Here is a 12,737-nt window from a genome sequence, read left to right on the forward strand (position 1 = left end):
GTACGAATGCCCATTCCCCGCATTCCACAGCGGCGCGAGCGCCTCAAGGATATCCCCGTGGTCGGACGCAAGCGTGTGCTGCTGGCCGCGCCCCGTGGCTACTGCGCGGGTGTGGACCGCGCCGTGATCGCTGTGGAGAAGGCGCTGGAGCGCTTCGGCGCCCCCGTCTACGTGCGCAAGCAGATCGTGCACAACATCCACGTCGTGACCGAGCTCGAATCGCAGGGCGCGATCTTCGTCGACGAGGTCGACGAAGTCCCCGAGGGTGCGCACGTCGTCTTCAGTGCGCACGGGGTGTCGCCCGCTGTGGTCGCCGAGGCCGCCGACCGCGGTCTGCAGGCGATCGACGCGACGTGCCCGCTCGTGACGAAGGTCCACCGCGAGGCCGTGCGGTTCGCCCGCGACGACTTCGAGATCCTGCTGATCGGCCACGAAGGTCACGAAGAGGTCGAGGGGACGGCCGGTGAAGCCCCCGAGCATGTCACCGTCGTCAACTCGCCCGATCACGCCGATCTGATCGAGGTGCGCGATCCGTCGCGCGTGGTGTGGCTGTCACAGACCACGCTCTCGGTGGACGAGACGATGGAGACGGTCCGTCGGCTTCGGGTGCGCTTCCCGCAGCTGCAGGATCCGCCCTCGGACGACATCTGCTACGCGACGCAGAACCGTCAGGTGGCGATCAAGAAGGTGGCGAAGAACGCCGACCTCGTGATCGTCGTCGGCTCGGCGAATTCGTCGAACAGCGTGCGTCTGGTGGAGGTCGCACTCGAGTACGGGGCGAAGGCGGCGTACCGCGTCGACTACGCCGACGAGGTCAAGCAGGAATGGCTCGACGGCGTCGAGACGGTCGGCGTCACGAGCGGAGCGTCCGTTCCCGACGTTCTCGTGCAGCAGGTGCTGGAGGAGCTCTCGGGCGCGGGGTACCGCGACGTCGAAGAGGTCAAGACCGCCGAGGAGGACCTGATCTTCTCGCTGCCGAAGGAACTGCGGCAGGACTCGTCGGGCAAGCGCGACGAGCGCGCTCTCGGCGGGAGGCGCGTGTGAGCGCCTCCTCGACCGAGCCGGAATCACGTCCCCGTCCGGAGTACGGCGAATACGCGACCATCGAGGAGCAGCGCGCACGGATCGCTCAGCCCGATGTGACCGCGGCGCTCGATGCAGGGGAGGCGGTTCGCGCGGACCCCGTCTCCGCACCGGTGGCCCCCGCGGGGTCCCCGGTCGCCGAGCCCGCCCCCGGTCGGCCGGTGGGGCCCGCCGGGAAGTCCGCTCGGGCAGGTGCCCGACCGGGCGCGGCCAACCGCATCGCGACGCTGGGTCTGCTCGCGTACGGACTGGTGTCGGTCGTGTCGACCGTGATCTCGCTCGGCGACTTCGGCACGTACTCCTCGACCATGCTTTCGCTGATGGGCATCGACGCGACACTCGCGGATCCGGATGCCGCGAAGGGCTGGGTTTTCGCGGGCATGCTCGTGCTCGGCATCGGCTGGCTGCTCACGGCGGTGGTGTCCTGGCGGGTCATGCGCCGGGGGAGGCTCTCGTGGTGGATTCCGCTCGTCGGTGCGCTCGTGTTCAGCATGGCGTCCGGTGCTCTGATCGCCGTGCCGCTGACGACCGACCCGGGCATCATGAACGCACTGTCGAACCTGGCGGGATGACGTGGGTCGTCTGATCGCCGTCTGCGCTGTGCGCGGATTACGACCGGATGCCGGTTCGGAGGGCGTCACCGGGATCGACAAGGCAGCGCTGCAGGGACCGGTGCGGGTGGGGCCGTACGGAGTGCGCGGTGATGTACAGGTCAGCCGCAAACATCACGGTGGTCTCCTCAAGGCCGTCTACGCCTATGCCCATGAGGATGCCTCGTTCTGGGAGGAGCAGCTCGGTCGAGAGCTCGCACCCGGATGGTTCGGTGAGAACCTGCGTACCGAGGGCATCGAGGTGAATGCGTCGCGCATCGGCGACATCTGGCAGATCGGCGAGCGTCTTCGGCTCGAAGTGACCATGCCGCGGACGCCGTGCGCGACGTTCGCGCGCTGGGTCGGCGGGAGCGAGCAGCGCGGGTGGGTCAAGCGATTCGCCGGCGAGCGGCGTCTGGGCCCGTACCTCCGAGTCGTCCGTGCCGGCGAGGTGCAGGCGGGCGACGAGATCGAGATCGTTCCCGCTCCCGCCGGCGCACCCGGTCTGCTCGACACCTTCTCCTGGCCGGCCTGACGTCTCCGCACTGATGCCGATGGAAGAGCGGATGCTGCGACCCGAGGGCCGCGGCATCCGCTCTTTCACGGGCTGAGGCCCTAGGACTGCGACTTGCCCGCAGACCCGAGCTGCTGCGTCGCCTCGACGACGCGCGCGGCCATGGCCGACTCGGCCACCTTGCCCCACGCCCGCGGGTCGTAGGCCTTCTTGTTGCCCACTTCGCCGTCGACCTTCAGCACGCCGTCGTAGTTGCTGAACATGAAGCCCGCGACCGACCGGGTGAACGCGTACTGGGTGTCGGTGTCGATGTTCATCTTGATCACGCCGTTGGCGACCGCCGTCGCGATCTCCTCGGAGGTCGAGCCGCTGCCACCGTGGAAGACGAGGTCGAGCGGCTTCGGGCCGGTACCGAACTTCGCCGCGATGCCCTCTTGGATCTCGCCGAGCAGTTCGGGGCGCAGCTTCACATTGCCGGGCTTGTAGACGCCGTGCACGTTGCCGAACGTCAGAGCCGCGATCCACCGTCCCTGGTCGCCCAGTCCGAGAGCCTCGACGGCCGCGCTCACGTCGGCGACCGTCGTGTAGAGCGCCTCGTTCGAGCCCTCGTGCTTGACGCCGTCCTCCTCGCCGCCGACCACGCCGATCTCGACTTCGAGGATCGCGTTGATCGCCTTCATGCGGGGGAGCAGTTCTTTCGCGATGTCGATGTTCTCGGTGAGGGGCACGGCCGAGCCGTCCCACATGTGCGACTGGAAGATCGGCTGGCCACCGTCGGCGACGACCTTCTCGGATGCGGCGATCAGCGGCAGCACGAAGTCCTCGAGCGCCGGCTTGGGGCAGTGATCGGTGTGCAGGGCGACCGTGATCGGGTAGCTCTTGGCGACCTCGTGCACGAACGCCGCGAACGCGAGCGCGCCGGTCGCCCGGGCCTTCACGGTGTGGCCGGCGAAGTAGTCGGCACCCCCGGTGGTGACCTGGAGGATGCCGTCCGAGCCCGCCTCGGTGAGGCCCTGCAGCACGGCGTTGACCGACTGCGAACTGGCGGCGTTGATCGCGGGGTAGGCGAAGCCACCTGCCTTCGCGCGGTCCAGCATTTCGGCGTACTGCTCGGGGGTGGCGACGGGCATGTGGGGGCTCCTTGCATCAGTCGGGCGTTGACCGTCACTCTATCGAAGCGCGTCGCGCCGGGTACGACGGATGCCGTGACCGCCCAGTTCTTCGCCAGGCCAAAGATCGTCGATTCCTTCGCGGCGAACGCCCGCCCTCGCCCCGTCCGGTCGTGGCCCGATGGCTAGGCTGAGCCTCATGGTGAGCCTTACCGCGGACATGAGTCCCCTGCATCCCGACCGAAATCTGGCACTGGAACTCGTGCGTGCCACGGAGGCGGCGGCCATCCGCGCGGTGCCGTTCATCGGGCGGGGTGACAAAGAGGCGGCCGACGGTGCCGCCGTCGACGCGATGCGCGCCTTTCTCACGACGGTGAGCTTCGACGGCACGATCGTGATCGGCGAGGGGGAGAAGGACAACGCTCCGATGCTGTTCAACGGGGAGCACGTGGGCAACGGGCGCGGCCCGCAGTGCGACATCGCCGTGGACCCCATCGATGGGACGTCGCTCACGGCCACCGGACGCAACAACGCCCTGTCGGTGATCGCCGTCGCCGACCACGACGCGATGCTCGACGCTTCGTCGGTGTTCTACATGGACAAGCTCGTGACGGGTCCCGCGGGCGTCGGCGTCGTCGACATCCGTCTTCCCGTGGCCGAGAACATCCGTCTGCTCGCCAAGGCGCTCGGCAAGCCCGTCGACGAGATGGTGGTCTCGGTACTGCACCGTCCGCGACACGAGAAGCTCATCCAGGAGATCCGCGATGCGGGCGCCGGCACCCGTCTGATGTCCGACGGCGACGTCGCCGGTGGCATCAACGCCGCGCGTCACAACGCGCGCACGGACATGTGCATCGGCGTGGGTGGTTCGCCGGAGGGGATCGTGACGGCGTGCGCCATCAAGGCGCTCGGAGGGCACATCCAGGGTGTGCTGTGGCCGCGCGACGACGACGAGAAGCAGAAGGGCATCGATGCCGGACTCAAGCTCGACGGTCACGTCTACGAGGCCGAGGGCCTCGTGAAGGGCAAGAACACGATCTTCGTCGCCACAGGAGTGACCGAAGGCCAGCTCGTCGCAGGCGTGCAGCGTGCCGGCGAGTTTCTCTACACCGAGAGCGTCGTGCTCCGCGGTTCTTCGGGCACGCTCCGTCGCATCACCTCGGAGCACCTCGTCTCGAAGTGGCTCTGACGACCGCCTGACCGGCTGGTGCCTCCCGGAGATCTCGTCTGCGAGGGACGCAGGTGGGGCGTGCGTGACGGGTGGGGAAGATGTGGCGATCGTGACCGCGTCGTGATGCTCGCGCCGCGGGTTGTCTGGCAGAATCGTACGCAGAGTCAACGGAGACGCTCAGTTTTTCCGATGCCCGAAGGGGATGGTTCATGTCCACGCAGGTGAACGGCTCGATGATCGGCGGATCCGCTCCGCAGACGGGCGCGCAGGCCGTGATCGCGGACGCGATCGACCCGGCGCGTCGTCCCGACGTGTTCTTCCGTGTGCGTCGCGACGAAGGCCACCAGATGAGCGCGTGGTGGATGATCGGCGCCTTCGTCGGCGTGTCGATCACGGTCGTGGCGCTCCTCAGCCTGGTTCCCGGCGGAATCTGATCAGAGGCGGCCCCTGAGGTCGCCCACATCCGCGTGCAGGGGAGTGGACGCGTCGTCATCGCCCGGGTCCAGCGCTTCGAGCATCTCGGGTGCGGTGAACCGCCGAGCGGACTTCTCGATCACCGGAGGCGCGGCAAGCGCGTCGAGCTTCGTCTCGTCCATGCCCGGGAAGCGGCGTGCGCTGACCAGTACGCGACCCTCGAGCGATCCGACGAACCGGTTGTAGCTGTCCACCGTGCGCTCGATCGCCTTCCGCATCTCCTCGGCGTGGCCGGCCAGGCCGCCGATGCGCTCGTACAACTGCGTGCCGAGATCGAAGAGTGCGCGCGCCTCCTGCGACACCTCCTGCTGCGTCCAGGTGTAGGCGACGGTCTTCAGCACCGCCCACAGATTCACCGGCGACGCGAGCGCGACCCGCTTGCTGAATGCGTAGTCGAGCAGCGACGGATCCTCCTCCAGCGCCGCTGCCAGGAGCGACTCGCTGGGGAGGAAGCAGACCACGAATTCGGGGCTCGAGTCCAGCCCCGCCCAGTACGTCTTCTTCGCGAGCGCATCCACGTGCGCGCGCACGGCTCGCACGTGCTTGGCAAGGAGGCTCTTGCGTCGCGCCTCCTCCTCCCCGACGGCGGTCACCGGTATCGCAGACGCCTCCAGGTAGGCGTCCAGCGGCACCTTGGCGTCGACCGCCAGTGACTTCGCCCCCGGCATGCGGATCACCATGTCGGGCCGGCCGGCTCCGGCATCGGTGCTGATGGAGGATTGCGTATCGAAATCGACGTAGCGCGTGAGGCCGGCGGCCTCGACCACGCGTCGCAGCTGCGTTTCGCCCCAGACGCCGCGAGTCGCTCCCGAGCGCAAGGCGCCGGCCAAGGATTCGGTCGTTGCTCTCAGCGCCTCGCCCGACTCGTGCCCGAGGCGCAGCTGTTCGGCCAGCGCTCCGTACTGGCTGTGCCGGTCGCGCTCGAGCATGTCGACCTTGTCGCGCATGGCCTGCAGCGTCTCCTGCACCGGGGCGAGGGCGCGCAGCACGGCCTGCTCGCGTCGCTCGCGCTCGTCGCGCTGGGCTTGATCGGCGCGCGCCTGGCCCGCCCAGTCCCGTGTGACGGCGATCTGCCGGTCGAGTTCGGCCCGGTGCGCCTGCGCGAGGGCATCGGCGGCTGCCACGCGGGCGGTCAGCTCGACGCGCTCGTGCGCCGCGCGGGTCGTGGCGCGGGCGAGCCCGCAGAACCACCCCGCGAGCGCCCCGAGCACGAGGCACCCGATGACGAGCGCCGAAACGGTGAGGGCATCCATGCGTTCAGCATGCCCTCGGCCTCCGACATGAGCGGGTCGGCGCGCGGCCGACCACGCTGTGCCGGTTCAGGCGACGGCGACGACCGTCCTCGCGCCGAAGACCGGCTCGACGATCGGCTCGGACGGGTGGATGCGGCCCAGCCGCACACCCGTGCGCTCGGCGAGGGTCTCGATGTCGGTCGCGCCCCGTCGCGCTGCGGCATCGATCATGATGTGAGCGCAGGCGAGGGCGTCGGCCACCGCATCGTGGTGAGGGAAGTCGAGGAATCCCGCCTGCGCGGCCACGGAGGGCAACCGGTACGAATCGAGGGTGTAGACCTTGCGCGCGACCTGCAGGCTGCACGCGTAGCGGTACGGCGGGCACAGGTCGCCGGTCGCATCGCAGGCCCGGCGCAGCACGGCCATGTCGAATCCCGCGTTGTGCGCGACGAGGACGTCCGCACCGGCGAAGGCGGCGATGTCGTCGAGCTGGTCGGTCCAGGTCTTGGCGTCGTGCACATCCTCTTCGCGGATGCCGTGGATGCCGATGTTCAGCTCGAAGAAGCGGTCGTGACCGGGGGGCGGCTTGATCAGCCAGCCGCTCTGCGCGACGATCTTCCCGTCCCGCACCCGGACCAGCCCGACCGCGCACGCCGACGCGGTGCTCGAATTCGCCGTCTCGAAGTCGATGGCGGTGAAATCCAGAGGCACTCCCTCAGGGTCACCGTGCGGGGGTGAACCGCGGGGCAGGCGCGCCGGGATCGGTTCGATCGGCACGGCCGGTGGCGCCCCTCCGCCTGCGCGATCTGCGCCGCTCCGGAAAGCTAAAGTCGGTCGCATGGCGACACGCGATGAGATGTCCCGCTCCTTCGGCGCGGCGGCGGGGGTGTACGAGTCAGGACGGCCCGACTACCCGACCGAGGCCGTGCAGTGGCTTCTAGAGCCGATGCGGGAACCCGGCCGGGCACTGCGCGTGGCTGATGTGGGGGCGGGCACAGGCAAACTGACCCGGGTGATCGCCGGTCTCGGCGACGATGTCGTCGCGATCGACCCCGACTCCGAGATGCTCGCCGCCCTCCACGCGGCGGTCCCCGGGGTGCCGACGTTCGTCGGAACCGCCGAGCGGATGCCGCTCCCCGACGCGTCGCTCGATGCGGTCGTACTCGGCCAGGCGTGGCACTGGGTCGACGCGATCCGAGGCTCGCTCGAAGTGGGGCGTGTGCTGCGCTCGGGTGGCATGCTCGGACTCATCTGGAACGTGCGCGACGAGCGCCTCCCGTGGGTGCGACGTATGAGCGAGATCATGCACGGCAGCTCGGCGGAGCAGATGCTGGCCGACGGCCACCCGCCCGTGGCCCCGCCGTTCTCGACCCTCGACGAGCAGGTCTGGGGATGGACGCGTCCGATGTCGCGGGGCGCGCTGCAGGACATGGCGCGCTCGCGCAGCTACGTCATCACCGCCGCACCCGAGGAGAAGGAGCGCATCGAGACCGAACTCGACCTCCTCTTCGACGAGATCGGCGTGGTCGGCGGGTCGACGATCGAGCTGCCGTACGTGACGAAGGCGTATCGGGCGCAGCGCCCCTGACACCGCGCCGCCTGATCGCCGGCATCGGCGTGGTCGACGGCGCGCACCGGCGGCCCGACGCCCGGTGATCTCCGAGTCCACCCACGTAGAATGGACTCCCGTGGCTCTCACTATCGGCATCGTCGGCCTGCCCAACGTCGGCAAGTCCACCCTCTTCAACGCACTGACCAAGAACGACGTGCTCGCGGCGAACTATCCGTTCGCGACGATCGAGCCGAATGTCGGAGTCGTGAACCTCCCCGACCCGCGGCTGGCGAAGCTCGCCGAGGTCTTCCACTCGGAGCGCATCCTGCCCGCGACGGTGTCGTTCGTCGACATCGCCGGCATCGTCCGCGGTGCGAGCGAGGGGGAGGGTCTCGGCAACCAGTTCCTGGCCAACATCCGTGAGGCCGATGCGATCGCCCAGGTCGTGCGCGGTTTCACCGACGACGACGTCGTGCACGTCGACGGAAACGTCGATCCGAAGAACGATCTCGAGACGATCAACGCCGAACTCATGCTCGCCGACCTCCAGACACTCGAGAAGGCGATCCCGCGCCTCGAGAAGGACGTGAAGGGCAAACGCGCGGAGCCCGCAGCGCTCGAGGCGGCCGTGGCGGCGAAGGACGCGCTCGAACGGGGCACGCTGGTCTCGCAGTCGGGCGTCGATCTCGCGCAGATCAGGGACCTGGGCCTCATGACCGCGAAGCCCTACATCTACGTGTTCAACGTCGACGAGAAAGTGCTGACGGATGCTGCGCGCCTGGCCGAGCTCCAGGCGCTGGTCTCGCCCGCGCACGCGGTGTTCCTGGACGCGAAGATCGAGTCGGAGCTCATCGACCTCGATCCCGCGGACGCCGCGGAGCTGCTCGCATCGACGGGGCAGGAGGAGTCGGGCATCGACCAGCTCGCGCGGATCGGCTTCGACACGCTCGGACTGCAGACGTACTTGACCGCCGGGCCCAAGGAATCTCGGGCGTGGACGATACCGAAGGGTTCGAAGGCCCCTCAGGCCGCGGGCGTCATCCACACGGACTTCGAGAAGGGGTTCATCAAGGCGGAGGTCATCTCCTTCGAGGACCTCATCGAGACCGGGTCGGTGCTCGAAGCCCGGTCGAAGGGCAAAGCCCGCCTCGAGGGCAAGGACTACGTCATGAAGGACGGCGACGTGGTCGAGTTCCGCTTCAACAATTGATGTTCCGCCGAGTTCGGCCGCCAAAGACGAGGAGATGACGATGACCGACACGCAGACCTTCGAGCCCGAGGGTCGGGCGATCCCGTTCGCCGTCGAGGGCGCCGGACCGGGCGTGGTCTTGATCGCCGGCGCGGGCCTGAACATCTCCTACCTGAACGCCCTTGCGCATTCGGTCGCGATGGAGGACTTCCGGGTCGTGCGGATCGGGTCGCGGAGGCCTTCGAAGGACGAGGATGCCGCGGACCGCGTGCCCGTGACGATCGAGGATCTCGCTCGGGACGTCGTGGACGTGCTCGACCACCTCGGAATGGATCACGCCTGGGTGGGCGGCCACGGCTTCGGCGGGTCTGTCGCCCGGGTCGTGGCGCTGGGGCACCACGACCGCGTCAACGGCGTGCTGCTGCTCGGCGTCGAATCGGACGGCACCGTCGATGCCCCCGACCTCGCCGAAGTGCCGGAGCGGTTCCGAGACTCCGAGGTGGAGGCTCTCCAGCGCGCCGCCCGAGGGACGGGCGGATCCTCGGCACTGGCCGCGGACGTCCCCGTGCTGATCATCCAGGGCGCCGAGGATCCGATCACCCCGCCGGCCAACGGTGACGCGCTTAAGCAATCCGCGCCGGACCGCGTGAGCGTCGTGCGCGTCGAGGGTGCCGGTCACATGTTCCCTGCCACGCATGTCGGTGCGACATCCTGGGCCATCGAGGACTATCTCGACTGGGATTGACGAGCCGTCTCACAGGACCGCGCAGCTGGAGCTGCTCGCCAGCAGACCGATCTTTCCGTGCGAGACCTTGTACGTCGACCCCCACCCGGTGCCGGCGTCCACGATCCTGATGCCGAGGTAGACGTCCGAGCCCAGGAGGCCGAGGAGCCCGGTTCCGAAGCTGGCGGTGTAGCTCCCGGACGCGGGACCGCTGACCGCCGGGGTCACGGCGCTCGCCCCGGCCATGGTCGCGTTGTTCGCGACCGCGTAGCCCACGGCCGCGACCGCGTAGCCGGTCGGCACCTGGAACGTGACGTTGAAGGAGCCCAAGATGCCGAGCGTGCCGGGAATCACGGTGCAGGCGGTGACCGTCGGCGGGGGCACGGTGAGAGCGGTGAAGCTGCCGGCGGCGGACTCCGGGTCGGCCCAGGACGCCTCGGTGACGGTCGGGAGGAAGCGCGGTACCGCCATCGCGCCGATGACGGTAAGCGCGGCGAGCACCAGACCGAATCGCCGATGAGTGCTCATACCCGGCTCCGGGCCGTCCTGCCCCGCTGCGCGGCGACGAGGCCCGCCCCGAGGACACCTGCGATCACGGCGCACGCGCTCAGCCCGACGGCTTGATCGCCGTTCCCGCCCGTAGCAGCGAGTGCAGAGGCGGATCCGGATGACGACGAGAGATCGTCGCCGAGCCCGTTCGCGGTCACGGTGAGGGCCGCGGAGCCCTGCCCGTCTCCGGGGTCGGCGGGCATCGTCACCTTGAAGCGGACCCACCGCCCCTGTTGCGACGACATCGACAGAAGAGCGCGTGGCGTGCTGTCGACCGGGGCGGGAGCGGCGTCGATGAGGCGCGTGCTCCGGCCGCGGCATCCGTCTCTGGTCCACTGCTCGGTGCAGGCCTCGGCGGAGACGATCAGTCCGAGCTCGGCCGAACCGGTCCACGTGACCGACACGTCGATCGAGCCCGGGCCGGCGGTGGGTTTCGTCGCGATGCCGACCTCCCAGGGCGTCGAGTCGCCCGGACCGAGCGTCGTCATCGCGGACGGATCGCCGATGGTGGTCAGCACGAGCGCCGTCCCCGTGACGACCGACGTCCGCGGTGCGGCGTGCGCCGGGGTGGCGGCGCCGGATACGGCAGCGCCCCCTCCGATCGCGAGAGCGACAGCAGCGACGTGAGCGACGTGCCGCTCGCGGCTCTTCCGTCGCCTGGGAGGTGGCGGTCGCCGACGACGCGAACGCGGCCAGAACGCCCACGTCACGAGTGCTGAGCAGCCGAAGGTGAGTGCCGCAAGGATCCACGGGTGGGAGAGCCAGATCACGACGTGCGCAAGACCTGGGACGGAGGCCCACACGACGCGCACGTGCGAGACCTCGTACGGCGCAGGATCTTCCGTCGTGTTGGCGTCGCCTTTGAGCGTGATGCTGCGCGCGTCGTCCGTCTCGCCGGGGCCCACGGATGTCACGCGGTGCGTCACGGGCAGCTGGCCGGGTCTGTCGACGGTCACGACGTCGCCGACGGCGATGTCGGAAGCCGGGATCTCATGCACCAGCGCGAGCGATCCGGCGGGGATCGTGGGACTCATCGACCCCGTCTTGAACATGATGAGGGTGACGTGGAACCCGTAGGCCAGCACGACGAGCACGATGCAGACGGCACCGGCCAGGGCGGCGACATCGAGCGCGATGCTGCCGGCGACCGATGCCGCCGAGCGCCGGGGCTTCTGGGGTGCCCGGCGGCGCTCAGCGGCATCGATGCGTTCTTCCTCGATGCGGCTCACGAGGATCCGATCAAGAGCTGGAGGTGGACGTGAACTGCCACGTCGCGCCGGCGGTCCCGCCCTGGAACGTTGAGGCCGTGCCCGCCTTCACGCGCACGTCGAAGCAGAACCGCACGGTCGATCCGCCGGCTGCCGCCAGTGCGCCCGAAACGCTCGGTGGCGAGGTCGTCGTCGCGAGCGTGGCGGTGTAGGCGGGGATCGTGGCCGACGTGAACGCCGACGCATTGCACGGGGCGGTGGCCGCCGTCACGGCGACGCGGTACTCGAGCTGAGGCAGCAGGGTGCCGGTGGCGGCCGAGACGGCGGTGAGCGCCGCCGTTCCGCTGATGTTCGTCGCGGCGGTCGTGCGGATGTCGATGTAGGCGTACTGCGAGACGGCCGGTGACATCGCCGAGGCGGCGAATGCCAGGGTCGCCGGGCTGCCGGACTCGTGCGCCGCCCACGTCGAAATCCCCGTCTGCGATTCGACGACGAACGTGCTCGCGGCGAAGGTGCCGGCACCGAACTCGTCGTCGCTCCACGCGGCCAAGGTGACCGACGTGCCGACACCGAGTACGAGCGCCCCCGCGAGGACGGCTCGTACCCGGGTCGACCAGCGTCGTCGGCCGCCAGGCGCGGTGCGACGACGTTCTCGCCGTGTGGCAAGCGTGTGAGGTCCGCTCATGCCGGTGCCTCTCAGGGCAGGTCGGTGGTGGAGGTCGCGAGGAACTGCCACACCACGGTGCCGGACGGAGACGACTGCGGCAGCCCTGCGGCCGGAGTGACTTCGAAGCACAGGAAGACGGGTTCGGTGACCGCGTCGAGCGTGAAGATACCGGGCTCCGTGCTGGCCGTGGTCGCGGCATCCGTCACGAGCGGATCGCCGGCGGCGAAGGTCGTGGCGTCGCATCCGAATGCCGCGGTCTCCACGAGGGAGTAGCTCAACGATGACGCGATCGCCGCCGCGCTCGACGCCGTGATGTCAAGGCTGGCCGCGCGGGTCGAGTCCGATGTCAACTGCACCGCGAAACCTGCGTACACCGGCTCCTCCGGCGCAAGGTTGTCGGCGTCGAGCTCGAAGTCGAGGATGGCTGCCGAGCCCGCATCCGGGTGCTCCGCGTAGACGTCGCCGTCCGTACTTCCCTCGATGTCGAACGCACCGCCCGCGAACGTGCCGGTCACGAACTCCGAGTCGTTCCAGGCGGCGAGCGTCACAGCCGCTCCGACACCCAGCACCAAACCGCCGACGAGGATCGCGCGGACCCGCTTGCTGCGCACGCCGCGCTCTGGTGAGGTCGTGGTCTCTTCGATGATGTCGTCCGTGGTCATGCGCACGCCCCCG

Annotated in this window: 15 protein-coding genes; 8 read left to right on the plus strand and 7 right to left on the minus strand. The window is 69.3% G+C overall.

The window, feature by feature from the left end:
* Positions 1-6: 6 nt before the first annotated feature.
* The 3 genes from ACFM35_RS03465 to ACFM35_RS03475 are packed head-to-tail and all read left to right on the plus strand — an operon-like array spanning position 7 to position 2,208.
* Positions 7-1,044 (plus strand): 4-hydroxy-3-methylbut-2-enyl diphosphate reductase, encoded by a 1,038-nt coding sequence (locus ACFM35_RS03465; protein WP_378838660.1) that lies wholly within the window; start codon positions 7-9, stop codon positions 1,042-1,044.
* Positions 1,041-1,655 (plus strand): DUF6264 family protein, encoded by a 615-nt coding sequence (locus ACFM35_RS03470; RefSeq protein ID WP_378838349.1) that lies wholly within the window; start codon positions 1,041-1,043, stop codon positions 1,653-1,655. Before ACFM35_RS03465 ends, ACFM35_RS03470 begins: the two co-directional genes overlap by 4 nt.
* Before the next feature lies 1 nt (position 1,656).
* On the plus strand, positions 1,657-2,208 hold the full coding sequence (locus tag ACFM35_RS03475) for an MOSC domain-containing protein (protein ID WP_378838352.1): 552 nt from the start codon (positions 1,657-1,659) through the stop codon (positions 2,206-2,208).
* Between the two features lie 80 nt (positions 2,209-2,288).
* Here ACFM35_RS03475 and fbaA read toward each other — a convergent pair whose 3' ends face one another.
* Positions 2,289-3,317 (minus strand): class II fructose-bisphosphate aldolase, encoded by a 1,029-nt coding sequence (gene fbaA / locus ACFM35_RS03480; RefSeq protein WP_378838355.1) that lies wholly within the window; start codon positions 3,315-3,317, stop codon positions 2,289-2,291.
* A 178-nt stretch (positions 3,318-3,495) separates the two neighbouring features.
* Here fbaA and glpX point away from each other — a divergent pair, with 178 nt between their 5' ends.
* On the plus strand, positions 3,496-4,485 hold the full coding sequence (gene glpX, locus ACFM35_RS03485; RefSeq protein ID WP_378838357.1) for a class II fructose-bisphosphatase: 990 nt from the start codon (positions 3,496-3,498) through the stop codon (positions 4,483-4,485).
* Between the two features lie 191 nt (positions 4,486-4,676).
* Complete coding sequence (locus ACFM35_RS03490; RefSeq protein ID WP_378838360.1) at positions 4,677-4,901, plus strand: UDP-N-acetylmuramyl pentapeptide phosphotransferase; 225 nt, start codon at positions 4,677-4,679, stop codon at positions 4,899-4,901.
* Here ACFM35_RS03490 and ACFM35_RS03495 read toward each other — a convergent pair whose 3' ends face one another.
* Together ACFM35_RS03495 and ACFM35_RS03500 are read right to left on the minus strand one after the other, a co-directional pair.
* On the minus strand, positions 4,902-6,194 hold the full coding sequence (locus tag ACFM35_RS03495; RefSeq protein WP_378838362.1) for a DNA recombination protein RmuC: 1,293 nt from the start codon (positions 6,192-6,194) through the stop codon (positions 4,902-4,904).
* A gap of 66 nt (positions 6,195-6,260) precedes the next feature.
* On the minus strand, positions 6,261-6,884 hold the full coding sequence (locus ACFM35_RS03500; protein ID WP_378838364.1) for a 3'-5' exonuclease: 624 nt from the start codon (positions 6,882-6,884) through the stop codon (positions 6,261-6,263).
* Between the two features lie 127 nt (positions 6,885-7,011).
* On the opposite strand from ACFM35_RS03500, the gene ACFM35_RS03505 reads away from it, so the two are divergent.
* The 3 genes from ACFM35_RS03505 (at position 7,012) to ACFM35_RS03515 (ending at position 9,659) form a co-directional block, all read left to right on the plus strand.
* Positions 7,012-7,761, plus strand: coding sequence for a class I SAM-dependent methyltransferase (locus ACFM35_RS03505; RefSeq protein WP_378838366.1), 750 nt, complete (start codon positions 7,012-7,014; stop codon positions 7,759-7,761).
* A gap of 100 nt (positions 7,762-7,861) precedes the next feature.
* A complete protein-coding gene (gene ychF, locus ACFM35_RS03510; RefSeq protein ID WP_378838368.1) occupies positions 7,862-8,935 on the plus strand; it encodes a redox-regulated ATPase YchF in 1,074 nt (357 codons plus the stop codon).
* Positions 8,936-8,975: 40 nt separating this feature from the next.
* Positions 8,976-9,659: an alpha/beta fold hydrolase gene (locus ACFM35_RS03515; RefSeq protein ID WP_378838372.1), complete on the plus strand. Its 684-nt coding sequence runs from the start codon at positions 8,976-8,978 to the stop codon at positions 9,657-9,659.
* Positions 9,660-9,668: 9 nt separating this feature from the next.
* Here ACFM35_RS03515 and ACFM35_RS03520 read toward each other — a convergent pair whose 3' ends face one another.
* From ACFM35_RS03520 to ACFM35_RS03535, 4 genes are read right to left on the minus strand one after another with little or no spacing between them, the layout of a single operon-like run.
* A complete protein-coding gene (locus ACFM35_RS03520; protein ID WP_378838374.1) occupies positions 9,669-10,166 on the minus strand; it encodes a hypothetical protein in 498 nt (165 codons plus the stop codon).
* Positions 10,163-11,416: a signal peptidase I gene (locus tag ACFM35_RS03525; RefSeq protein ID WP_378838375.1), complete on the minus strand. Its 1,254-nt coding sequence runs from the start codon at positions 11,414-11,416 to the stop codon at positions 10,163-10,165. The genes ACFM35_RS03520 and ACFM35_RS03525 overlap by 4 nt, the downstream gene beginning before the upstream one ends.
* A gap of 10 nt (positions 11,417-11,426) precedes the next feature.
* Positions 11,427-12,080 carry a SipW-dependent-type signal peptide-containing protein gene (locus tag ACFM35_RS03530; protein WP_378838377.1) on the minus strand — a complete coding sequence of 218 codons (654 nt, stop codon included), beginning with the start codon at positions 12,078-12,080 and terminating at the stop codon, positions 11,427-11,429.
* 11 nt (positions 12,081-12,091) lie between these two features.
* Positions 12,092-12,724 (minus strand): SipW-dependent-type signal peptide-containing protein, encoded by a 633-nt coding sequence (locus ACFM35_RS03535; RefSeq protein ID WP_378838379.1) that lies wholly within the window; start codon positions 12,722-12,724, stop codon positions 12,092-12,094.
* Positions 12,725-12,737: the final 13 nt, after the last annotated feature.

Origin of the sequence: Microbacterium songi, assembly GCF_042747925.1 — a bacterium.
Classification (GTDB): domain Bacteria; phylum Actinomycetota; class Actinomycetes; order Actinomycetales; family Microbacteriaceae; genus Microbacterium.